Below are 24073 nucleotides of genomic sequence, written 5' to 3'. Positions count from 1 at the left end.
TACCACTACTACCGGGAAGGCAACCAAAAGGGGCAACTGCGCGCCATCACCCGCAAGAGCCTGATGGGGCTGAAAGCGGACACGTTGGTGGGCGAGATCGACCAGGATCAGAGCGATGGCGCCACTGGGTTGACCTTCGGTAACGGCCTGCGAGAAACCCGATACCACGACAAGCTGAGCAGAACCACGGCCATCAATCACAGCAAACTGCTCAAGCTCAGCTACCACTACGATGCACAGGGCAGGATCACCGGCATCGACTACAACGGCCTGCTACAGAACTACGACTACGACCTATTTGGAAGGCTGAGCCAGGCCGAGACCCAACTGGGCAGCTATCGCTATGACTACGACAGTCTGGGTAACCGGACGCAAAAACAACATACCGATCCAGCGGGCAACACCACCACCCAGGAAAACCGCTACCCCGATCCGGGTGAGGGCAACCGGCTGCTGAGTCAACAAAACGGAGAATTAGAAAGCTACCAATACAACCCAGCGGGTAGTCCCGAACAGATCGGTGAGCGTTACTTCGAATACGACGATCAGCAACGTCCGGTGAAACTCTACCGGGTTGATCCCGAACATCCAGATAACAAGACCCTGGTGGCGGCGTACGCCTACAATCGTTTTGGGGAGCGGATCAAAAAGGTCGTTTATACAAACTCGAAGCGACCTAAAGTTACCTACTACCTCTACGATTCTCATCAGCTGACGGCCGAGGCCGATGAAAGCGGTAAGGTCACCGCGCAATACCACTATCAGCAACAACGGCCGATCCTAAAACTCGAAGGCAAGACCGCCTATGCGATCCATACCGATCATCTGGGCGCCCCGAGAGCGGTTACCGACGAAGATCAGCAAACGATCTGGTCGGCGGACTACAGTCCATTTGGATTGATCCGGATCGAACAACAAGCGATCACGCTCAATCTCAGGTTGCCCGGTCAGTATGAGGATCAGGAGACCAATACCTACTACAACTACCACAGGGACTATGATCCGAACACGGGAAGATATCTGACCAGCGATCCTATTGGACTCAAGGGTGGATTGAATACCTATGCTTATGCTTTATCAAATCCAGTTCAATATTTTGATCCATACGGCCTAGATGTCTTTATGTTTGACCGAGATTTGGATGGTGTTTTCGTAGGTCGGCACAAATATTTGGTCCTTGTACCAGACAATCCCAATGACTTTTCCGGGAGATCGTATAACATTGGAAACTTCAGTATGACTCTCCAAGACCTGGGTAACGGAACTTATGGCTTTGTGATAGGTGCTCAAAACGATAACGATCGGCTGATCGTACAGCCATTTAATAGTGCTGATTATGAAGCTACCCAGGAGTTCTATAATCCAGGCCAGTATACATCTTTTTGGAGACCCGACTTTTCCGCAACCAGCAGCTTGTGCAGTCCAAACACTAACGTTCCACCACGGTCCGATACCCAAATAATCGAAGATATAATTGCAGCTGTGCAAAACTACGCAAGAAAAGAAGCTTCCTTAAATATTAGATACCCGAGTGCAACCCAGCAATTGCAAGAAAGCGACGGATATGTAAACAGCAATAGCTGGGCTCATACGATTATTGACTTTGTCGGATTGGATGTGGTGCGGGGTGATGATTGGTCTGGTGTCGACGCGCTAAGTGGAAATAGGCTTGATCATGGCTATTTTTCGGCAGGCACAATTAATCAATTAGACGCTCACAACGTCGATACCGATGGCGATGGGGATTTGGACAATATCGATAACGATGACGACGGAGATGGGACAGTAGACACAATTGATGCTGATCGGCGGGATGGTTCTGTGCAATGAAGCTGCAAAATATAGTAGTTATCACAGTGCTTTCTTTGTTGGCGGTATCTTGCAGCGATATTGATTCCAAGATTCCATGTACCACCGATATTGATTGGATACCCAGAGAGAAGGAGGTCGTCGAGGATTCTTATTCTATCTCGCAGCAACTGACCCTTGCAAATAATTCAGTGTTTGAGGCTGTTATCGATTTCACTTTTTTGGGTAAGTATAACAGTCCTTTTATCACGATTAGTCTTACCAATAGACAGAGTAATAAATTAATTATTGATGTTATAAAGTTAAGAGTGACCATAGACGATGAAAATCTACCAATCAGCCGAATTGATGTGACTGATTTTGCGTCGTGTGACGGTTTGAAATGCGCGAGCACCTGGGAGGGAAACGAAATCAATAATCTGGCAATTACCCCGGGTGGCTTCATAAAACTGAATTACTATTTTGATTACCGCATTAGCAATCGTCCGGAAGAGGCGAATGCAGAAGTAAAAATTGAGACAACGAAAGGCATCGATCAGGAAATCGATGTAGATCGCATGATTCCTCTGGATAAATATGTGAAAAGATACAACTGTATTTGGGGTGAAGGCCATCCTTACCAGCGAATCGAGTAGCCCAGCCAGTATGAGGATCAGGAATCGGGAACCTATTACAACTACCACAGGGACTATGACCCCCACACCGGAAGATATCTGACCAGTGATCCCATCGGGCTCAAGGGTGGGCTGAATACCTATGCTTATGTGGCTGGAGATCCATTAGGTGCAATTGACCCATTAGGATTACTGTTGTTTGCCTTTGACGGTATCTGGATAGATCGGGACAGCACCGACCCAAGAATGGCAATAACAAGTAATGTCGAGCTCTTTCGTCAATACTATGAACAGGCCAATGGACTTGGTTCATCTGAATACATCCCTGGTGTCGGTACCGACGGAAACATTGATTCGATTTTTGGTGGAGGATTTGCAGTAGGTGCAAGGGACAGAATAGAACAAGCCGTAGAGCTGTTACAGGCACATCTAATGGATTTAGATGACAGAATGATCGACATTGTTGGCTTTAGCCGGGGCGCGGCAATGGCCCGCGAGTTTGCCAATGTCATCCTCGGTATGCAGGCTAATGGAGAGTTTGACGACCCCACGTACGGCCAACCCTTCACGATCCGTTTTATGGGGCTGTTTGATAGCGTTAGTACAAACATGGTAGATGGCTCGGCAACCAACAGCTGCGGCTTTCTGTATGATTTCACCATTTCTGACCGCATCGGTCATGTGGCCCAAGCCTACGCCCTGAATGAACACCGCCCACTATTTCCCTTGGATTCCATAGACCACTCCGGCGGTGGTGGTCTCTCAGCAAACCGGGTCGAGCAGGGTTTTCTCGGCGCCCACTCCGATCTTGGTGGTGGCTATAACCGAAATGACCAGGGTGTCGCACAGAATGGCGATCTGTCGGATATTCCCTTGCAATGGATGGTCAACCAGGCAGAGCGTGCCGGCATCGAGATGGGCGAGTTGAGTCTAGAACACAGGACAATCAGTAATCCGACACTGCATGATTCCGGTGGCAACATCGACCGTGTGATACGCTACCCGGATGATCCTGACTGGAATGCACAACAGCAACAAAATTTGCTGAATCCAGAGGAGTCAGGAGGCAGTCAACCCGTTTATCAACGTGACGATCCACTCTATCAGCAGCTGGAACCATATATTGATCGCAGTACCGCACAGGATGGTGTGGTTGGCATCATTGATATAGACGCCTACGATAGCTGGCTAAACCAGCACCGAAGCGTAGATGTACTGTATTGATTTTACAAAGACTGGAAAAAGCAGATGAAAAAACAAACGCTCTTGTACGTTGGTTTGATGATCAACCTGCTGATGTTGTTTGGTTGTACGAGGGTTGCCGGTACATTGGCCGGCTGGGAAGGCGCAAGCCTGAATATTACAACACCGGCCAACCTGGGGACGAAAAGTGTGTTCGGTATAACTTGGTGTACTGCGCCTGATAGGATCTGTCAAAAATCGCTTCCTGGGGTTGAACTTAAACCTGGGATGAAACCTGGGGGGGGAGGGTACTCTGTTTCACCAAGTAACAACATACGTGTGCCTGAGCGCATGGAGGTCAGCTGGTATGATGCCAATGGTGTAAAACGCCAGCAGGTTGTTGAGTTGGACATACCCAGGCTGGAAGAAGTCATCCGGCGCTATGGGGCGCCGCGAAGCACATGGCATCGGAAGTGGGATATCGTTCTGATATTTAGAGATGATGAGCCTATTGTACACACCTGGCTGTTATCCGATGCAACTAATATGGGTTACAGAAATCGAAAATTCACACCACCTAAGGCACTTGTTTACGGTGGAAATTTAGACATAGTGAAACGTTTTTTGGAACCGGGAGAAGAAGAAACCGTGATTCGCTACGAGCCTGAGAATCGATAGGTTCATTTGTGCCAATAAGCAACGGACTAACTGATGAGCAATGGAATAAAATTCTCCGTAGGTTTGATTATTGTAATACTGTTATTGAATGGTTGCACCACAGTTAAGAATAACCAGTCAAATCAAACGCTCTATCTACAGTTGGAGGCTTATATCGATAGCAAAATCATACGAGATGGGGTGCTAGGCACTGTTGATATTGGCGCCTACGATAGCTGGCTAAACCAGCACCGAAGCATAGATGAATTGTATTGATTTTACAAAAACTGGAAAAAGCAGATGAAAAAACAAACGCTCTTGTACATCAGTTTGGTGATCACCTTGCCATTATCGAGTGGTTGCACGAGGGTTACCGGTACATTGGCTGGATGGGATGGTGATTATCTATCGATCAGATCACCAGCCAACCTAGGATCCAAAAGTTTATTTGGCATAGCCTGGTGTACCGCGCCTGATCGTATTTGTCAAAAATCGCTTAGAACGACTGAGCTCAAGCCTGCGATGATGCCTGGGGGAGGGGGCTACTCTATCTTTCCGGACAAAAAAATCCTAGTTCCTAAGCGTATCGATGTAAGCTGGTATGATGCCAATGGTGCAAAACATGAGCAAGTGGTCGAGCTGAATATTCCAGGGCGGGAGGAAGTGATCAGGCGCTATAGGGCACCGCGATCCACATGGGATCGTGTATGGGATATTGTTTTGGTTTTCGAGGACAATGGACTCAGTTATGCCTGGCTGTTATCCGATGCAACTGATATGGGTTACAGACGCAAGAAATTCACGCCATCAAAGGCGCTTGTTTACGGTGGTAATATAGACATTGTGAAACGTTTTTTGGAACCGGGAGAAAAAGAAACCGTAATTCGCTACGAGCCTGAGGATTGATAGGTTGATTTTTGCCAATAAGCAACAAACTAATTGATGAGCAATGGAAAAATATTCTCCTCAGGATCGAGTGGTTGGCGAACTCGATCTACTTGGATTGCACCCAGTCTACATTGGTCATGCACATGGTGAACACATAGGCCCCTTTGCAAGGTTCGATGTGGATTTCAAGACTGTTGTGAGCAGTATAAAAACAAGAGGTGTAAAGCTTGTTAAGCATGTAAGTAATTCTGGTTAGATTTTATATCTCGGAGAGAGGCAGGGGTACTGGCGTTTAATAGTGGTTCCGATATCGCGGGATATACTACAGCAAGAGTGTTCGCCTCTACCCTATTCATCCGTTGACACTACATTAGTTCAATGTATATACCAAGGACCGTAAATGAACATGAAAGGATTCAAATACTCAATAGCAATGCTCCTATTATGCCTATCCAATGGAAAAATCCTCTATGCCGAGATAACCAGCGAAACACTATTGGATTTGACAACCTGTTATGGAGCGGACTTCCCTGCCGTGAAATTCCATGGGGGTAGTGACAAAGATCCAAGAATACGGAGCATGGAGCGGACTTTACATGATATCCGTAATATGAAGAGTGTGGAACGTGCTGAGGTTAATGGATTTTATACGCCAAAAGATAAAACCGAAGTTTTGGGTAGTCCTCTTCAATTTATTGGGCTGTATGGTTTTGGTCCATTAAGTGGTGTGAGTATTGTATTGGGAGTTGGATTTGATGAGATTAAAAGCGCATTGGAAGAATATAAGGGTGTTAAATATACTCGTTGTGATGGCAAGTCGAAACTTCACTTGAAAGTTTGTCATCAAGATGTCACTGCCCGTTACGATCATTTGATAATGACTCACCCGAATAATCCTAAACAGAAAATTATTATGATCTGTGTTGATAAGCAGGCTTTATCTAGTAAAAGAAGAAGGTAGATGTAATAGATAATAAGTTTACTGCAAAGACAAAACCGTGTAACAAGCTTCTGTGAAGCTTAAAATTCAAGGAACGAAACTGTGCCTAAGTCATGGAAAACCAGAATTATCCTCAAGTCACACATTATAGTAACTGTATTTGTCGATATGGTTGTTGATTGAGGATATGTAGGTGGTAATTGTTATTACGGGCATAAAATTCAAGATTTTTAAAAGGGTACATCAAACCCATAGTGGCAGTCGATGAAAGTATTGTTTTCGTCGGATGCCAGCTGATCCGGAACATTGGTATGGTCTCAATTTCTTTACTGAGTATCCGGTAAATAAACTGGATTTCGTGGCCTTTGAGTATGCAGTACAGAAATCCAGCTATAATCATGGGTTTCTTGGCGCAATATTTTCAAAACTCCAGGATTGATGTCACGTATAGCAACCAAATAGTAGCGCTACATATGCAGTATGGGTTTATGGTACTACATCCTGCACACAAGCCAATATTACTTTTACGAATATTTCTGGTGAAAATAGTCTTATCGCGAACTGATTCTAATATTCTTAACAACAATTGAAATAAAATACCCTAGCGTGCTGATCATCCAACACCAGCACACTTCATCGTAACTCAATAGTATTTTTTTAGGAGAATGAAATGGACGTCATACTCAACTCTAAACGGATAAATTTGTTTTCTAAATTAAATAACGCATTTTTTATTGCTATTACTTTAGTCGCATGCGGAGGAGGGGGCGGTGATGGCGCTGGTGATGTCGCTATTGACGATGCCAGTGATATCAATAGTGACACTGGTATTGAGAATAGATCCGGGAACTATATAACAACAGCAGCACAGGTCTACTTTACCCAGGCTGGTCTGGGTGGTATTTATGCAGTTGAACCGCACTTTGCCAAGTTTGCACTATATCATGAAGAATCCGGACAGAAAGTAACTGCATGCGATAACAGTGGTGAAAAGAGTGTCAATGTGCAAAAGTCCGGGCCTGAGGAGTCTCTCAATCCAGGCGACAATCTGACAGTAACATACCTGCATTGCAACAATGGTAAGGGGGTGTAGGAAGGCACCTCATCTATCGACATTATCGAAAACAATGAATTAAGCAATATGGACTTTCGAGCAATATATGATGCTGTTAGCAATAAAATTATTGATGGAGGACCACTAATTGTAAATATGAGAATTAAGCAAGAAGGACTCGGTGATGCAAACATTATAGGAATCAATTCAGATCGCTATGAAATCGATGGATCCTATAAAGGTAACCCAAACACGACCGAACATCCGGCGCCGCATTATGAAGACGATAAAGCTCGTTTTTCTAGAATGATTTTTGAAAGATATCAGAATGACTCAACAAACGATACTTATCTATACTGGGATTTAGATTTACTTAATAAAGAAAACACTGCTTTCTCGTACACTACAACTGTACTGGATGATATGAAGATCATTAATTCGGTCTTATCTGCAGGAAGATATTCAGTGTTCTATCAAGGTGACCGAATAGAAGTCACTGTGGCCGGACCCGATATTGTCCAGGTAATACTTGATGAAAACAATGATGGCTCTATTGAAGAACAACAACAAATGACAAATGATCAATTTATAGCAGAAGCCCTGATTGTTGCACAGTAACGGATTCTGCAGGCCGACAGATGCTATTTATATTAATCATGTCGTGGCCAATCACTCGTTAACGGCTTGCAACTTGAGGTCAAAGCATAAATGTTTTGCGGTGTAGTGGTACAAGCCATACCGATTCAATTTGCATTAGTGTTGGCTGAGGGTCTGATCGCCGGTCAGACCCTTGGATTATACCGGGAGTAATGCACTGCATGGACATCCATCCTAAAAGCTCCGCTCAGTGTTTGAACGAGGTTTTTGCTTTTGAATAACCGGAGATAAATATCCGGCTTCTTTGATGTGCGTTATAAGCACCGCACCCTGATGAGATTCAAGCTATTTAAAAAATAAATAATTAGAAATTCTGATAGAGGGTTATCGAGTCTTTTCGTGATGCAATTGTGATAACTACGTGATCCTCTCTGGATCTTGCCGCCCTATATTCAGAACCATAAGCGACCGGGTTCATTGATAAAATAGCAGATTTCCCCGTTTTTTACCCCGACTATCGTGGTGAATCTCAGCTTAGAATTCCTGTCAGATGTCCTATGCGGTTCCTGTCTATCGGGGAGTCGCGCGTGTGAGGAGAAGAGTGATGAAGCGAAGAAGTTTGATTAAGCTGTTGGGCGCGGCAGCATTGTTGCCGGTTGTTGGTCAGTCGGTACTAGCCAGACAGGATGATAGAGCCATGCAAAACGAAAAAATAGATTTGACCGATGCGCAGTGGCGCGAACGGTTGACGCCTGAGCAGTATCATATCCTGCGGGAAGAGGGTACGGAACGACCGGGTACGAGCCCCCTGTTGAAGGAGAAGCGCGAGGGTGTCTACGCCTGCGCGGGTTGCGATAATCACCTGTTTGCCTCGTCGACCAAGTATGAGAGCGGGACCGGATGGCCAAGTTTCTACGACCATCTGCCCGGCGCGCTGGGTACCAAGAAGGATTACAAGCTGATCTGGCCACGTACCGAGTATCATTGCGCCCGCTGCGGCGGTCATCATGGGCATGTTTTCAATGATGGGCCGAAGCCGACCGGGTTGCGCTACTGTAACAACGGTATTGCATTGAAGTTCATTCCGGCGGAAGCATGAACGGCTGGCGCGGCTTGTTGCTGAGCGGCGGACTGATGGCGGCCGTTGTCGCTCAGCCCACCCAGGCCCTGACCTTGCAGAGCCCGGTGGAACGGGTCAATCTGCTGGAGCTCTATACATCACACGGCTGCAGCAGTTGTCCCCCCGCGGATGCCTGGCTGAGGAAACTGGAGCGGCATCCGGGATTGTGGCAAAAGCTTATTCCGCTGGCGTTTCATGTGGATTACTGGGATGACTTGGGCTGGCCGGACCGCTTCGCATCGCCGGCCTTCAGCAAGAGGCAGCGCGATCACCGTCGGCAGGGTGCGATCCGCTCAGTCTATACACCGGGATTCGTCCTCAACGGGCAGGAGTGGCGTCAATGGTTCTACCGGCCTGAACTCGATCTGTCTGCCAATGAACAGGTAGGACGTTTGACTATGCAAGTCGATCCAGGGACGGGGGCTACACTTAAGTTCTCGCCTCAGCCCCATCTGCAGGGGGGCAAGCTTGAGGCCCATTTCGCGATTCTCGGATTTGGCCTCTCCAGTCGTATCGGCGGCGGTGAAAACCGGGGCAGAACCCTGGAGGAGAGCTTTGTGGTATTGAGTCACCAACAAGCGGCGTCAGAGGAAGGAGAGTGGCGTTTTACCTGGCCCGAACTCTCCGCTAATGAAGCGGATAGACTAGCCGTGGTTGCCTGGCTCACTCGACCGGACAGCAGTCGGCAGGTACAGGCGGCTGGCGGCTGGTTGCCTTAGGGTTGATTGGGTTAGTGTCGACAGGCGATAGGATCTTTTAACACTCCTAATTGATAAGGCTTACGGCCTGTGCTATTCTTCGCGTCGAATTTGCGGACGTGCATCGGCCCTGAAACGCCTTGATCTGCCGCAGCGAACTATAATAAAACCCCGACAGCGGGGTTTTTTTGTTTTCGAGTGTACGACCTGGGCCCAGGCGGATGGTAGATCCGGCCGGGTGTCGGATATCGAGGACGACGGGATGGGCCATGAGCCCATTTTTTATTGCGGTGAAGAAATGCGATCGGCTCCGGAAAAATTGAAATCCCTGGTCCGTGCTGAAGTGGAGCTGTTGGGCTATGAGCTGGTCGGCTTGGAGTTGACGGGACAGGGCAAGGGAGGCGCCCTGCTGAGGGTCTATATCGACCATGCAGACGGTATCGGTCTCGATGACTGTGTACAGGTCAGTCATCAGATCAGCGGTGTGCTTGATGTGGAGGATCCGATCAAGGAGCAGTACCAGCTCGAGGTCTCTTCACCAGGATTGGACCGGCCCCTGTTTGAACGTGAGCATTTTGTGCGGTTCCAGGGAAACAAGGTGCGGGTGAAAACCCATACCAAGATTGAAGGCCGTCACCGTTTTACGGGTGTACTTCGGGGCGTGGCTGAGAATCAGGTATTGATCGAGGAAGATGGAAAACTCCATGGGATAGCGATTGAACTGATCGATTCAGCACGTTTGATACCGGATATTTAAATTGGGAAACAATTGATGAGTAAAGAGATATTGCTGGTCGTGGATGCGGTTTCCAATGAGAAAGATGTCGAAAAGAGAATCATCTTTGAAGCCATTGAGGCTGCCTTGGCATCCGCCACACGCAAGCGTAATGGCGATGACATTCTGGTGCGCGTGGCGATCGACCGGACCACGGGTGATTACGACACCTTTCGTCGATGGGAAGTGGTGGAGGCCTATTCGGAGGATGAACCGGATGCGCCGCTGCGCCAAATTATCCTGGATGTCGCCAGAGCGGAGTATCCCGAAATAGAAGTCGGCGAGTTCGTCGAGGAACCGATCGAGTCCATCGAGTTCGGTCGTATTGCCGCACAAGCCGCCAAGCAGGTGATCGTGCAGAAAGTGCGGGAAGCCGAAAGGGCGAAAGTGGTGGAGGCGTATCAGGGACGGGAGGGTGAGTTGGTCACCGGCGTCGTCAAGCGAATCGACCGTGGTAATGTCTTCCTCGATCTGGGTGGCAACGCAGAGGCCTTTATCGGGCGTGAACATATGATTCCCAAGGAGTCGATCCGGGTAGGTGACCGCATCCGTGGATACCTGTATGAGATTCGCTCCGAACCCCGCGGCCCGCAGCTCTTTATCAGCCGCACCATGCCGGAGCTGTTGATCGAGCTGTTCAAGCTCGAGGTGCCCGAGGTGGGCGAGGGTCTGATCGAAATCAAGAGCGCCGCCCGGGATCCCGGCCTGCGCGCCAAGATTGCGGTCAAGGCCCACGATCAGCGTATCGACCCCGTGGGGGCCTGCGTCGGTATGCGCGGCTCAAGGGTGCAGGCGGTATCCAACGAGTTGAATGGCGAGCGTGTCGACATCATCTTGTGGAACGACAACCCGGCGCAGTATGTGATCAACGCCATGTCGCCGGCGGACGTGGTTTCGATTGTGGTGGACGAAGATACACACACCATGGATGTGGCGGTGAGCGAAGAGAATCTTTCCCAGGCCATCGGCCGCGGCGGACAGAACGTGCGTTTGGCCAGTCAATTGACCGGCTGGGAATTGAATGTCATGGATGAGGCCCAGGCGTCGGAGAAGAGTGAATCGGAAGCCAAGGGATTCATGGATGCCTTCATGGAGCAGCTGGATGTGGACGAGGATGTGGCGGCAATACTGGTGCAGGAAGGATTTACCAGTGTCGATGAGGTTGCCTATGTCCCGATCGAGGAGATGCTTACCATCGAAGAGTTCGATGAGGATCTAATCAACGAGCTGCGTAACCGGGCGAAAGATTTTCTGCTGACCCGGGCCATCGCCAATGAAGAGGCGTTCCGTGAACCAGCCGAGGACCTGTTGACCATGCAGGGCATGGATAAACAGCTCGCGTTTACGCTTGCCGGTCGTGGCGTGGTGACGATGGAGGACCTTGCGGAACAATCCATCGATGATCTGATGGAGATCGATGGAATGGATGAAGATCGTGCCGGAAAGCTGATCATGACAGCCCGGGCACCTTGGTTCGAAGAGGCAAAATAGTAGTTGTGTAGCTTTACGCCGCATGTGAGTCCGGTATGAAGGTATAGCATAGGAAAAGATGGATAAGGCAAATTCAAGAGGCCTGATGTATGAGTGAAGTAACGGTAGCACAACTTGCAAATGTCGTTGGTATTCCTGCCGATCGCTTGATGGAACAGCTGGAGGATGCAGGCATCCAGGCCAAGACGCCTGACGATAGGATCTCTGATGAGGAGAAAGCCAAACTGCTGCACTATCTGCGCGAGAGTCACGGCAAGGAAAAGAGTGCCGGTGTGACAGCGCCGAGCAAGGTCACCTTGCGTCGCAAAACCGTTAGTGAACTACGCCAGCCGACAGCTTCACGCAGTACCTTGAGCCGCGCATCGACGGCGCCTGCCAAGACGGTCAGTGTGGAGGTGCGTAAGAAGCGTACCTATGTCAAGCGAGCCGCTGTTGAATCTGACGAACGTAAGTCGAAAGAGGCGGAAGAAGCGCGCAAGGCGCTCGACGAACAGGCAAAGGCCAGGGCTGCCATCGAGGCTGAAATCGAGGCGCGAAAAGCGGCCGAGGCGGCAAAAAGGGCTGAAGAGGAAGCGGCAAAGAAGGCTGAAGAAGAGGCAGAGGCTGCTCGCAAGGCCGCTGAAGAGGAGGCTGCACGCAAGGTGGTCGAAGCGGAAATAATCAAGGCCGAGGAGCCTGAATTGGTGCAGGAGAAGCCTGCCCCCAAACCGGAATCCGGCCGTGGCAAGAAGAGTCGTAAAGAGAGCAAGCGCGAGGGTCTGGAGCTTGAGGGCGAGCAGCGGTTGGAGCGTAAAGAGCTGCATGTGGCTGATGGTGCAAAGGGACGTCGTAAGAAAAAACCCGCCAAGCAACGCAGATCGACTGCCGCTGCGAGCAGCGAGAGCCAACACGGTTTTCAACGCCCCACCACTCCGGTCGTGCACGAAGTCAAAATACCCGAGAGCATCACGGTGGCTGAATTGGCGCAGCGGATGTCGATCAAGGCCGCTGAAGTCATCAAGGTTTTGATGAAAATGGGCATGATGGTAACCATCAATCAACCGTTGGATCGCGATACGGCGATTCTGGTTGTCGAGGAGATGGGGCATGTGCCGGTCCATCAGCGCGATGAGGATATTGAAGCCGATCTGCTGAGTATGGAAGAGTCACAGACTACCGGAGAGTCTGTCCAGCGGCCGCCGGTGGTCACCATCATGGGACACGTCGACCACGGCAAGACCTCACTGCTCGATTATATTCGCACCAGCCGGGTAGCGGCGGGTGAAGCGGGCGGCATTACCCAGCACATCGGCGCCTATCACGTGGACACCGATAAAGGCACCGTCTCCTTTCTGGATACACCGGGACACGCCGCCTTCACAGCCATGCGCGCCCGTGGCGCCAAGGTGACCGATATTGTCATTCTTGTGGTCTCCGCCGACGACGGAGTCATGCCACAGACCAAGGAGGCGATTCAGCATGCCAAGGCGGCCGAGGTGCCGTTGATTGTCGCAATCAATAAGATCGATAAAGAGGAGGCGAATCCCGACCGTGTCATCCAGGAACTCTCCCAGGAGGAGGTGATTCCCGAGGAGTGGGGGGGCGACACCATGTTCGTGAAGGTCTCCGCCAAAACCGGCCAGGGTATAGATGAACTGCTCGATGCGATTCTGCTGCAGGCCGAGGTGCTGGAGCTGAAGGCTGTGCAGGAAGGCAATGCCACGGGATCGATCGTTGAGTCCTCCCTGGACAAGGGCCGGGGACCGGTGGCAACTGTGCTGGTGCAGTCCGGAACTTTAACGCGCGGCGATGTCATCGTATCCGGAAAGGAGTATGGTCGCGTGCGTGCCATGTTTGATGAGAACGGGCGCCCCATCAAGACCGCCGGTCCTTCCATACCTGTGGTGGTGCTCGGCCTCTCGGGCACACCGGAAGCGGGTGATGATGTTCGGGTGGTCAGCGATGAGCGGCGTGCCCGTGAGATTGCCGAACTGCGCCATGACAAGCAACGGGATACCCGTTTGGCGGCACAGAAAGCGGCGAAACTTGACGAGATGTTCACCCAAATGGAAGAGGGTGAAACCCAGTCGTTGAATGTGATCGTCAAGGCTGATGTTCAGGGCAGTGTGGAGGCATTGAAAGAGGCACTGGCAAATACCTCCACAGCGGAGGTGAAAGTGTCCGTGGTTGCATCAGGCGTAGGCGGCATCAATGAGTCTGACGCCAACCTGGCAGTGACATCAAATGCCATCATCATCGGCTTTAATGTGCGTGCCGATGCAGGTGCGCGCAGGGTGGTTGAAGAGCAAGGCATCGACATGCGCTACTACGGCATCATCTATGAAATCATCGATGATGTGAAAAAGGCCATATCGGGTATGCTCTCTCCGGAAATCCGCGAGGAGATTATCGGACTGGCCGAGGTGCGTGATGTGTTCCGCAACTCCAAGCTTGGTGCGATTGCCGGTTGTATGGTTATCGAAGGCATGGTGAAACGCAATAACCCGATCCGTGTGCTGCGTGACAATGTGGTGATATACGAGGGGGCTCTGGAGTCCTTGCGTCGTTTCAAGGATGACGTCGCGGAAGTGAAGAACGGTATGGAGTGCGGCATCGGCGTAAAGAACTACAACGATGTGCAGGTGGGCGACCAGATCGAGGTCTTCGAGCGGACAGAAGTGATGCGGAACGTATAAGCACCATGCCGCGTGATTTTAAACGAACAGATCGTATCGGTGCGGAATTGCAACGGGAGTTGGCCGGACTGATCAGGGAAGAGGTCAAGGATCCGGCCATTGGAATGGTGACCATCCAGGAAGCCCGGGTGGTGCGGGATCTCTCCCAGGCCAAGGTCTTCTTTACCACCATGTCATCATCGCTTTCGCGGAAAGAGAGCGTCGAACAGTTGAACCATATCGCCGGTCATCTGCGTTGGCTGCTGGGTCATCGCATGAAGCTGCGTTCAATACCCAAATTGAATTTCGTCTATGACACCTCGGTGGAGCAGGGGGAGCATCTTTCCACCTTAATTGATCAAGCGGTGAAGGAAAACCACACCGACCTGGATTGATCCTTTCTCACGATTAAGCAAGATAGAGTAAAAGCATGGGACGTCGTCGCAACAGGGGGCGCAATATCAGTGGTGTATTGCTGCTCGACAAACCGGAAGGTATGACATCGAACAAGGCCTTGCAGGAGGTGAAATTCCTCTATAAAGCGGCAAAGGCGGGACATACGGGTAGTCTCGATCCGCTCGCCACCGGTCTATTGCCGATCTGTTTCGGCGAGGCGACGAAGCTCTCGGCGTTTCTGTTGGATGCGGATAAACACTACCGGGTCAGGGTCAGGCTGGGTGAGACCAGAACCACGGCCGATGCCGAAGGCGAGGTGATCGAGCGGGTCGATCCCAGCGGAGTCACTGAAGCGATGCTGAGGGACGTGCTGGCCGATTTCCTGGGTGAACAGCAACAGCTGCCGCCCATGTACTCCGCCATCAAGCACCAGGGTGAGCGACTCTATAAACTGGCCCGTAAAGGGGTGGAGGTCGAGCGTGAACCCCGTACTATCCGGATCCATTCACTGCAGTTGATCGATTTCTCCCTGCCCGAATTTGAAATGGACGTGCACTGCTCGAAGGGCACCTATGTACGTACCCTCGCCGAGGATATCGGTAAGCAGCTGGGTTGCGGCGCCTACGTCAGTGGCTTGCGCCGGACCGGAGTCGGTCCCTACGATGACCAGTCGATGGTCACCTTGAGTGAGGTTCAGCACGCCTTCTCCGAAAAGCTGTTTAAAGAGATGGATGATTGGCTGCTGCCGTTGGAGAGTGCATTGGCGGAGTGGCCCCAAGTCGATCTGACTGCGGATGCCGCCTTCTATATGAGACAAGGTCAACCGATCCTGGTGCCGAATGCCCCCACCAGCGGTTGGGTGCGTCTCTATACCAATGAGACCGATTTTCTCGGCGTCGGCCAGGTTCTCGACGACGGGCGTGTGGCGCCAAAAAGGCTCATGCAGGTAACAAATTGAATTGCAGAAAGAAATTCATCACATGTAGTGGAATTTGGGTTGCTGTGAAGGCCCAGAACGCGCATACTACGCGCTCTTTCCGGGAATGGCCCGGTTAACAGCGTATTTTTCACCGGTCCGGCCTGCCTGAACTCATTGTCGGGTGGGTCTTGAATGGGACCAGATTCAACGACGTAACCAAGAGGAGAAACGTCATGTCAATGAGTGCAGCAGACAAGAAATCAGTCATCGATGAGTATCAGCGGGCACCCGGGGATACCGGTTCGCCAGAGGTACAGGTTGCCCTGATGACCAGCCGCATTACTCAGCTCACGGAGCATTTCAAAGAACACAAACAGGATCACCACTCCCGTCAGGGTCTGGTGCGTCTCGTCAATTCCCGCCGCAAGCTGTTGGACTATCTGAAGAGCAATGACCCGGATCGCTATAAAGAGCTGATCAGCCGTCTGGGTCTGCGTCGCTAATTCGTCCTGAAACATTAATTACTCAAGGATTCAAAAGTGGCATTAATCAAAAAAGAATTTCAATGGGGAGACAATAAGGTCTCCATCGAAACAGGTGAGATAGCAAGGCAGGCTGACGGTGCAGTCATGGTCAATGTGGACGACACTGTGGTCCAGGTAACCGTGGTTGAAGCGAAGAGCGAGGTAGCCCGGGACTTTTTTCCATTGACCGTGGACTATCAGGAGAAGACATATGCCGCCGGAATGATCCCTGGCGGCTTTTTTCGTCGTGAAGGCCGTCCGAGTGAAAAGGAGATTCTCACCGCAAGGCTTATCGATCGGCCGATCCGTCCGCTATTCCCGAAGGGTTTCACCAGTGAGGTTCAGGTTATCATTACCGTGATGTCCCTGAACCCGGCAGTGGATCCCGAAATACCTTCATTGATCGGTACTTCCGCGGCACTCGCGATCTCCGGGCTGCCGTTTCAGGGCCCTGTCGGCGCCGCCCGTGTCGGCTATAAAAACGGCGAGTATATTTTGAATGCCGCCACCACCGGCCTCAATCCCGATTCGGATCTGGACCTGATTGTAGCCGGTACTGAAGAGGCTGTATTGATGGTCGAATCGGAAGCGAACCAGCTCGCCGAAGAGGTCATGCTGGGTGCCGTACTGTTCGGTCATGAACAGTTCCAGACCGTCATCCAGGCGATCAAGGAGCTGGCGGCCGAGGTCAACAAGCCGATAGCCGATTTCGCAGCCCCGGAAGAGGATTCAGAACTGAGTGCAGCGGTAGAGGCCGAGGCTGCTCAGGGTATCGGTGACGCCTATCGTATCGCAGACAAGCTTGATCGTTATGCGGCCGTCGATGAGGCTGTGGCAGCGACCGTGCAGAAGCTCTGTGCAGACGACGATGAGGGTGAAACCCGCTGGAGTGTCGATCAGGTCAAGGCGGCCATTGAGAAGTTGAAAAAGCGTGTGGTCAGAGGCCGTATCCTGGATGGTGAACCCCGTATCGACGGTCGTGATACCCGCACTGTGCGCCCGATCTCGGTGCGTACGGGTGTTTTACCGAGAACCCACGGTTCTGCACTCTTCACGCGTGGCGAGACCCAGGCCCTGGTGGTAACCACACTGGGCACAGAGCGCGATTCGCAGATCATCGACGCACTGGAGGGTTCCCGTCGCGAGCATTTCATGCTGCATTACAACTTCCCTCCCTTCTGCGTGGGTGAGACAGGGCGAGTCGGTAGTCCGAAACGGCGTGAGATCGGTCATGGCCGTCTGGCCAAGCGCGGTGTGCTTGCCTGTATGCCGACAATCAGCGAGTTCCCCTATGCTATCCGCGTGGTCTCCGAGATCACCGAATCCAACGGTTCCTCCTCGATGGCATCCGTCTGTGGTACCAGTCTGGCATTGATGGATGCCGGTGTGCCGATCAAGGCCCCTGTCGCCGGTGTGGCCATGGGACTGATCAAAGAGGGTGACAAGTTCGCCGTACTGACCGATATCATGGGTGACGAGGATCACCTGGGTGACATGGACTTCAAAGTGGCCGGTACCGGTCAGGGTATCAATGCCCTGCAGATGGATATCAAGATCAACGGTATCACCAAGGAGATCATGGAGATCGCCCTGGACCAGGCTAAAGAGGGTCGCCTTCACATCCTTGGCGAGATGAACAGCGTCATCAACTCCCATCGCGACGAGATGTCGGAGCATGCTCCACGGATCATCGAGTTCAAGATCAATCCCGACAAGATTCGTGATGTCATCGGCAAGGGCGGTGTGACGATTCGTTCCATTACCGAAGAGACCGGCGCTACTGTCGATATCACCGATGACGGTGTGGTCAAGATCTTCTCCGTGGATAAATCCGCAGGTGAGGAGGCGCGCAAGCGCGTGGAACTGATCACTGCCGATGTTGAGGTCGGTACGACATATGAAGGCAAGGTGGCAAAGCTGATGGATTTCGGTGCATTTGTCACCATCCTGCCGGGCAAGGACGGATTGGTGCATATCTCACAGATCTCCAATGAACGTGTGGAGAAGGTCAGTGATAAGCTGACCGAAGGTGATGTGGTGAAAGTCAAGGTGCTCGAGGTTGATAAACAGGGCCGTATACGCCTGAGCATGAAGGCGGTAGAAGAGGCCTGATTAGCACCGGGCAATGGAAAAAGGGGCCGATACGGCCCCTTTTTTTTGCTCGATCATCGTGTTTTAAGGCATTTAACGCCGGTTGGATCGGCGTTGACAGACCCTAGTTAAACCAGACGTCCCAGATGACGAACATCATTATGGCGGCAAGACCGGTTGAAAACAGGACGCTGCCTAAACCGACCAGCATCTCCCACGCTGAGATAAACCAGGGTTGATCGGACCAGCGATTGTGGACATGCGATCTGTAATGCCGGTTGAAGAGGTATTTCCAGCCAACCAGGTAGTCGATATAGGTGGGATTTCTAAAGGGTCTCAAGGTGTGTGTATCGCTGCGCATTGCCTTCTCTCCGCGTAGGGTGTATTTGCCCTTGATCTGTCATCGTTTCATCGTGAGTGACAGTTATATTCCGGTTCAATGACGGTTGTGTGAACGGTATGCGACGCCGATTTTCGTCACGTGTTGAGTTTGTTTGAATCCGATCCTCGATATCCCCCGTATAGATGTTTGAACGCAGCATGATTCTGCTTCATGAACTTAACTAAACGAGGAATATTAAAATGAAAATTCTATTAGCAACCGCAACCATGATTTTGTCTGCCAACCTGTACGCCACTTCATATGATGATCTGTATGAGGTAGTCGGTAACAACCATGATCTGTACATTGGTTCGTCCTACTCGAACACTCTGCCTACGGCCATGCAGCCGGGCATCGGTGATCAGTATGGTAGCTCCTTCCTCTACTCTGAAGGTTTCTCGAGTAATGAACACAAGTCGCAGCGTGGATTCAGAGATGGATACGGAAGCAGCCTGATTGATGTCGGCGCCGCGGTAAACTGGTAATGAAGGGTTTTGCTTTAGCGGGGCATCCCGCCCCGTCTAAAGCGATACATCGTTCAATTCGATACGCTTGCGTTAAATGGGTTCAATGTCCGGTGCTAACCCTAACCTTGTGATTGATTTGGTCTGGTTTGGCGTGCCAGATCTAACTCCATGAAAAATAATAATAAAATATTTCAAGTCCATTTTTAAAGCTCAGTAGGAAAACTGACAACAATCGGCCGTTAAGGCATATATCGCCGGTTGAATCGGCATTAACAGGCCCTAGTCAAACCAGACTTCCCAGATGACGAACATCAATATGGCGGCAAGAGCGGTTGAAAACGGGACACTGCCTAAGCCGGCCAGCATCTCCGACGCTGAGATAAACCAGGGTTGATCGGACCAGCGATTTTGGACATGCGACCTGTAATGCCGGTTGAGGAGGTATCTCCAGCCAACCAGGTAGTCGATATAGGTGGGATTTCTAAAGGGTCTCAAGGAGTGTATATCACTGCGCATTGCCGTCTCTCCTCGTAGAGTGCATTTGCCCTCGATCTGTCATCGTTTCATCGTGAGTGACAGTTATATTCCGGTTCAATGACGGTTGCGTGAACGGTATGCGACGCCGATTTTCGTCACGTGTTGAGTTTGTTTGAATCCGATCCTCGATATCCCCCGTATAGATGTTTGAACGCAGCATGATTCTGCTTCATGAACTTAACAAAACGAGGAATATTAAAATGAAAATTCTATTAGCAACCGCAACCATGATTTTGTCTGCCAACCTGTACGCCACTTCATATGATGATCTGTATGAGGTAGTCGGTAACAACCACGATCAGTACATTGGCTCGTCCTACTCGAACACTCTGCCTACGGCCATGCAGCCGGGTATCGGTGATCAGTATGGTAGCTCCTTCCTCTACTCTGAAGGTTTCTCGAGTAATGCGCACAAGTCGCAGCGTGGATTCAGAGATGGATACGGAAGCAGCCTGATTGATGTCGGCGCCGCGGTAAACTGGTAATGAAGGGTTTTGCTTTAGCGGGGCATCCCGCCCCGTCTAAAGCGATAGATCGATCAATTCGATATGCTTGTACTGACGGGTGCAATCACTGAGTCTAACCCTAACCCAATGTTTGATTCGGCCTGGCTTGACGTGTCGGGCATAACTTACTGAAAAATAATGATAAAATAAATAAAATCTATTTTGAGCCTAAGTAACAAAGTTGGCCGTAATCGGTTGTTTGAAAGGCGCGATTACAGATTCAGCTACAAAAATGTTGAATTTCCTTCCATGTACTGAATCCAAATCAAGATAGCCGACGTAACAGTTGTATAGTTGCGACTAAATGTGCCTCGCGGGATAAGGCTCAGTCGATTGGGTTTCATGGTCCATATTTCAGCAGATTGAGGTGTTTCGTGCCGCCAATACGCCTGTCATTTTCAGTGCTGACAATAGTGCTGTTACTTACATCTTGCGCCTCCCTGGAGCATCAAGCCAGCCAGTCCCGAGTCATTCCTCAGGGTGAAATGGCTAGTGTGCGCAGTGAGTCGATGAAATTGATTACCCGGTTGCTGGAAGAAGAGCTGGTACCGGGATTGAGTATTGCCCTGGTCGACAGAGAGGGCACAGTCTGGCTTGAAGGATTCGGCGTCGCTAACAGCCGCACCGGAGAAAGGGTCGATACGGGAACTCTGTTCAGGGTCGGATCACTAACCAAGCCCGTCACTGCGCTTGCTGTCATGCAGCTCGTCGCAGCAGGCAGGATTGACCTGGATCTGGCGTTAAAAGATCAGCTGTCAGGCTTCTCCATTCGGCATCACCAGCAGGATGCAACCCCGCTGACACCCCGGCAACTGCTGAGTCATCGCAGTGGACTTCCCAGCGACCTGCGCAAGGGAATGTACACGGATACCCCCTTTACCAAGGTGATGACACTGCTGCACGAGGAATATGCCGCATATGATCCTGATCGGGTCTATAGCTATTCAAATATCGGTTATGATTTGTTGGGTCACCTGGTTCAGCAACGCTCGGGTCTGGCCTATGCGGATTTTATCGAGCGGTCTTTGTTTACTCCATTGGAGATGCACAGCAGTGGTTTTGATCTTTCGGCGGAGTTACAGAGTCGATTATCCGCCGGACATCTGGACGGTCAGATCCGGCCACAGCCACCACTAAGAGATACGCCGGCATTAGGTCTCTATACCACGGGAGAGGATCTGGGCCGTCTGATGACTGCACTGCTTGGCGCCCAAATCCCCGCGCTGCCTTCACCACTGCTGAGTCAGATGTTTCAGCCACAAACTGTCGATGGTCAGGTTTCATTGGGTATATTACCCGGATTTGGCTGGTTTATTGAGCACCACCCTGTCATTGGGAAGCGTGTTCGCCATGGTGGCAGCACACTGCTGTTCGGCGCTGAAATGGTGCTGCTGCCGGAACAGGATCTGGGCATTGCCGTATTGGCCAATGGCGCGGACAGCAATCGGATTGCAAAGGAGTTGGCGACAACCATACTCATGATTGCCGCCTCGATACGCGGAGGACTTCCCACACAGTCGCAGCGCCAGGTTGCGAACGACCTTCCGATTGGTTATGACACACCCTCTGGCGCCTATGCCACGGATCTTGGACTGTTGATGGTCGATGCCGAACAACCCAGACTCTGTGCCTGCATCATAGAGCAAATTCTGGATCTGGTGCGCTTTGAAGACGGCAGCTTGGGGCTCAGTGAAAACAGTATCCAACAATTACCGGACGGATACCGGATACTGGGTGATCTGCGTCTACGTGAGCGTGAGGTCAACGGCATGGATGTCTTAGTGGCGGACCGGAACGGTAACGAGATCATGCTCGGCAACAGGGTCGAATCCGATCAATGGGAGTCGGTATGGAAGAAGCGGTTGGGCAGTTACCGGACTATCAATCCGGATGGCGAATTCTCGATACAGGATCTCAAATTGAGTGACCAGGATGGGGTGCTCTGCCTGCACTATCGAGCGCCGCATTTGAGTGAGAATCTGATCAGAGTCCCGCTGCAACCGGTATCCGCTACGGAGGCTGTGGTGCAGGGGTTTGGTCGCGGCGGCGGGGAGACAGTGCAGATAGTCGAGTTGGACGGCAAGCAGTGTCTGAAATTTTCCGGCTATATGGGCGTGCCACGGGAACAGGATTAACCAGGCCCATGTATAGCTTATCCCTCAATCGGCATGAGATTTCACATTGCCTTTCCCCGGTTGCTGTATGGAACTCAGTAACATACAAGGCAGTAACTGAATGCCTGTACCTCTTGCCGCCATGGCGCAAGGCCAGTAATCTTGTGGCAGGTTCACATTCCTTGGGGGGATCCATGGAAAATGGAGAGACTGATCCACAGGAAGCAACGCGGTTACGCAATCAGGAACTCGAAGGATTGCTGGCAGCCTGCGCCCTGAACGATCGTAAAGCTTTTTCCCGTCTGTACACTATTACTTCTGCGAAACTATATGGCGTTGTGCTGCGTATATTAAATAGAGAAGATTTGGCGCAAGACTGTTTGCAGGATGCCTACATCAAGGTTTGGAACAATGCAGGCAACTATCGTTCACATTTGGCGGCCCCGTTGACCTGGATGTCTGCGATCGCGAGAAATCAGGCGTTGGATCTGCTTCGCAAACAGAAGCGCGAGATGACGGAGAGTGATGACAAAGGTTTTCCAGAGCAGGTCGATAACAATCCCCTGCCGCTGGAAGGTTTGAGCCGTACCGATGAGGGAAGGCGACTGGACAACTGTCTGCAACAGCTGAAAGAGCAGCAGCGACAGATTATTGCATTGGCCTATTTCAAGGGCATGACCCATGATGAGCTGGCCGCCTATACTGAAACGCCGTTGGGTACGATCAAGACATGGATACGTCGAGGTCTGGAACAATTGAGGAGGTGTCTTGATCATGATGCCTGAAAATGAAATTAATGATATCAATATCCTTGCCGGAGAGTATGTGCTAGGCACCTTGCAAGGTCAGGAGCGCATCAAGTTCGAACAGCGTCTGCAGACAGACATGCAGCTGCAGGGCGAGGTTGATGCCTGGCAGCGGCGTTTGGAACCCATGCTGGACAGCATTGAACCCGTAACGCCTCCAAAGGCTGTCTGGGATCAAATCGCGAGCCGGATAGATCCGATTGACACCCGTGTGGAAGCTACCACCGGTTTTTGGAACAGCCTGAATTTCTGGCGCAGTCTCGGCATGGTTACAGCCACTTTGGTCTTGGTCATGGGCATGACCCTGATGACGACCCGCCAGCAGGATATGGCGATGGACAGCATAATGGTGGTTCTGAATGATCAGTTAAAACCCGGCTGGCTGGTAGGGGCAGTGGACAACGATCCTTTTCTGAAGGTGAAGGCTGTAGAGCCGACTCCGTTACCGCAAGGTAAGGTCTGTCAATTGTGGTTGGAGGATGAGCTGGGACACCTTCACCCCCTCGGTATTTTGCCCCATGACGGCAGTATGCGGATGAATCTACCGGCAGCCCTTAGTGATCGGCAACGTTTCAAGGTCTCTGTCGAAAACACGGATCAGTTACCGAAGGACAGACCGAGTGAAGAAATAGTGTTCGAAGGCAGTCTGACTGAGATCTGAGCGTATACTTGTCGCATCGCGAACTGATTTTAAGAGACGGAAAGAGCAAAAGAATTTTGCTTGTCAGCTGATGCTTCAATCAGGATCCCGGATAATTTCATCTTCTGTTGGGCGATAGTGATGGTTGTCGAAGATTGGAATTTATCAATAAATGCCTAGACAACGGAACATGAACGGCCTCTACTGAGCGA

Annotated in this window: 24 protein-coding genes and 1 pseudogene; 23 read left to right on the top strand and 2 right to left on the bottom strand. The window is 50.9% G+C overall.

Going from position 1 to position 24073, the window contains the following annotated elements:
• From CODIS_RS04985 to pnp, 18 genes and pseudogenes are all read left to right on the top strand, one after another.
• Positions 1-1830, top strand: a 1830-nt coding sequence (locus CODIS_RS04985) for an RHS repeat-associated core domain-containing protein (RefSeq protein ID WP_201259008.1), incomplete at its 5' end; no start/stop codon positions are given.
• A complete protein-coding gene (locus CODIS_RS04980) occupies positions 1827-2444 on the top strand; it encodes a hypothetical protein (protein WP_069121769.1) in 618 nt (205 codons plus the stop codon). The genes CODIS_RS04985 and CODIS_RS04980, both read left to right, overlap by 4 nt.
• 18 nt (positions 2445-2462) lie before the next feature.
• A pseudogene (locus tag CODIS_RS21490) lies at positions 2463-2603 on the top strand (RHS repeat-associated core domain-containing protein); the annotation flags it as partial.
• A gap of 15 nt (positions 2604-2618) precedes the next feature.
• Positions 2619-3647 carry a phospholipase effector Tle1 domain-containing protein gene (locus tag CODIS_RS04975; RefSeq protein ID WP_069121768.1) on the top strand — a complete coding sequence of 343 codons (1029 nt, stop codon included), beginning with the start codon at positions 2619-2621 and terminating at the stop codon, positions 3645-3647.
• Positions 3648-3671: 24 nt separating this feature from the next.
• Positions 3672-4283 (top strand): hypothetical protein, encoded by a 612-nt coding sequence (locus CODIS_RS04970; protein WP_154723009.1) that lies wholly within the window; start codon positions 3672-3674, stop codon positions 4281-4283.
• Between the two features lie 279 nt (positions 4284-4562).
• Positions 4563-5168, top strand: a complete 606-nt coding sequence (locus CODIS_RS04960) for a hypothetical protein (protein ID WP_069121765.1) — start codon at positions 4563-4565, stop codon at positions 5166-5168.
• A gap of 388 nt (positions 5169-5556) precedes the next feature.
• Positions 5557-6111 (top strand): hypothetical protein, encoded by a 555-nt coding sequence (locus CODIS_RS04955; protein WP_154723008.1) that lies wholly within the window; start codon positions 5557-5559, stop codon positions 6109-6111.
• Between the two features lie 649 nt (positions 6112-6760).
• The gene (locus CODIS_RS04945; RefSeq protein WP_069121762.1) at positions 6761-7183 is read left to right on the top strand and encodes a hypothetical protein; all 423 of its coding nucleotides are present in this window, start codon (positions 6761-6763) and stop codon (positions 7181-7183) included.
• 48 nt (positions 7184-7231) lie between these two features.
• Complete coding sequence (locus CODIS_RS04940) at positions 7232-7762, top strand: hypothetical protein (protein WP_069121761.1); 531 nt, start codon at positions 7232-7234, stop codon at positions 7760-7762.
• Between the two features lie 583 nt (positions 7763-8345).
• Positions 8346-8840 carry a peptide-methionine (R)-S-oxide reductase MsrB gene (msrB, locus tag CODIS_RS04935; RefSeq protein WP_069121760.1) on the top strand — a complete coding sequence of 165 codons (495 nt, stop codon included), beginning with the start codon at positions 8346-8348 and terminating at the stop codon, positions 8838-8840.
• A complete protein-coding gene (locus tag CODIS_RS04930) occupies positions 8837-9580 on the top strand; it encodes a DUF1223 domain-containing protein (RefSeq protein ID WP_083220559.1) in 744 nt (247 codons plus the stop codon). Before msrB ends, CODIS_RS04930 begins: the two co-directional genes overlap by 4 nt.
• 217 nt (positions 9581-9797) lie before the next feature.
• Positions 9798-10316, top strand: a complete 519-nt coding sequence (rimP, locus tag CODIS_RS04925; RefSeq protein WP_417903652.1) for a ribosome maturation factor RimP — start codon at positions 9798-9800, stop codon at positions 10314-10316.
• Positions 10317-10331: 15 nt separating this feature from the next.
• Positions 10332-11825, top strand: a complete 1494-nt coding sequence (nusA, locus tag CODIS_RS04920) for a transcription termination factor NusA (protein ID WP_069121759.1) — start codon at positions 10332-10334, stop codon at positions 11823-11825.
• Positions 11826-11914: 89 nt separating this feature from the next.
• Positions 11915-14500 (top strand): translation initiation factor IF-2, encoded by a 2586-nt coding sequence (gene infB, locus CODIS_RS04915; protein ID WP_069121758.1) that lies wholly within the window; start codon positions 11915-11917, stop codon positions 14498-14500.
• A gap of 5 nt (positions 14501-14505) precedes the next feature.
• Positions 14506-14874: a 30S ribosome-binding factor RbfA gene (gene rbfA, locus CODIS_RS04910; RefSeq protein WP_069121757.1), complete on the top strand. Its 369-nt coding sequence runs from the start codon at positions 14506-14508 to the stop codon at positions 14872-14874.
• A 35-nt stretch (positions 14875-14909) separates the two neighbouring features.
• Positions 14910-15833 carry a tRNA pseudouridine(55) synthase TruB gene (truB, locus tag CODIS_RS04905; protein WP_069121756.1) on the top strand — a complete coding sequence of 308 codons (924 nt, stop codon included), beginning with the start codon at positions 14910-14912 and terminating at the stop codon, positions 15831-15833.
• 194 nt (positions 15834-16027) lie between these two features.
• Positions 16028-16297, top strand: coding sequence for a 30S ribosomal protein S15 (gene rpsO, locus CODIS_RS04900; RefSeq protein ID WP_069121755.1), 270 nt, complete (start codon positions 16028-16030; stop codon positions 16295-16297).
• Between the two features lie 36 nt (positions 16298-16333).
• Positions 16334-18430 carry a polyribonucleotide nucleotidyltransferase gene (gene pnp, locus CODIS_RS04895; RefSeq protein ID WP_069121754.1) on the top strand — a complete coding sequence of 699 codons (2097 nt, stop codon included), beginning with the start codon at positions 16334-16336 and terminating at the stop codon, positions 18428-18430.
• 103 nt (positions 18431-18533) lie between these two features.
• Here the strand turns inward: pnp and CODIS_RS04890 are convergent, their stop codons facing one another.
• On the bottom strand, positions 18534-18770 hold the full coding sequence (locus tag CODIS_RS04890; protein ID WP_069121753.1) for a hypothetical protein: 237 nt from the start codon (positions 18768-18770) through the stop codon (positions 18534-18536).
• A 221-nt stretch (positions 18771-18991) separates the two neighbouring features.
• Between CODIS_RS04890 and CODIS_RS04885 the strand changes: the two genes are divergently transcribed.
• Positions 18992-19276, top strand: a complete 285-nt coding sequence (locus tag CODIS_RS04885; RefSeq protein WP_069121752.1) for a hypothetical protein — start codon at positions 18992-18994, stop codon at positions 19274-19276.
• A gap of 261 nt (positions 19277-19537) precedes the next feature.
• Here CODIS_RS04885 and CODIS_RS04880 read toward each other — a convergent pair whose 3' ends face one another.
• Complete coding sequence (locus CODIS_RS04880; protein WP_069121751.1) at positions 19538-19774, bottom strand: hypothetical protein; 237 nt, start codon at positions 19772-19774, stop codon at positions 19538-19540.
• Positions 19775-19995: 221 nt separating this feature from the next.
• On the opposite strand from CODIS_RS04880, the gene CODIS_RS04875 reads away from it, so the two are divergent.
• The 4 genes from CODIS_RS04875 (at position 19996) to CODIS_RS04860 (ending at position 23882) form a co-directional block, all read left to right on the top strand.
• Positions 19996-20280 carry a hypothetical protein gene (locus tag CODIS_RS04875; RefSeq protein WP_069121788.1) on the top strand — a complete coding sequence of 95 codons (285 nt, stop codon included), beginning with the start codon at positions 19996-19998 and terminating at the stop codon, positions 20278-20280.
• A gap of 395 nt (positions 20281-20675) precedes the next feature.
• On the top strand, positions 20676-22436 hold the full coding sequence (locus CODIS_RS04870; protein ID WP_235615128.1) for a serine hydrolase domain-containing protein: 1761 nt from the start codon (positions 20676-20678) through the stop codon (positions 22434-22436).
• A gap of 173 nt (positions 22437-22609) precedes the next feature.
• Positions 22610-23200 carry a sigma-70 family RNA polymerase sigma factor gene (locus CODIS_RS04865; protein ID WP_069121750.1) on the top strand — a complete coding sequence of 197 codons (591 nt, stop codon included), beginning with the start codon at positions 22610-22612 and terminating at the stop codon, positions 23198-23200.
• On the top strand, positions 23190-23882 hold the full coding sequence (locus CODIS_RS04860; RefSeq protein ID WP_083220557.1) for an anti-sigma factor: 693 nt from the start codon (positions 23190-23192) through the stop codon (positions 23880-23882). The genes CODIS_RS04865 and CODIS_RS04860 overlap by 11 nt, the downstream gene beginning before the upstream one ends.
• Positions 23883-24073: the final 191 nt, after the last annotated feature.

Source organism: Candidatus Thiodiazotropha endolucinida (assembly GCF_001715975.1).
Taxonomy (GTDB): domain Bacteria; phylum Pseudomonadota; class Gammaproteobacteria; order Chromatiales; family Chromatiaceae; genus Thiodiazotropha; species Thiodiazotropha endolucinida.
The sequence above is the reverse complement of the archived record's forward strand: the minus strand, read 5'-3'. Positions and strand labels throughout refer to the sequence as shown.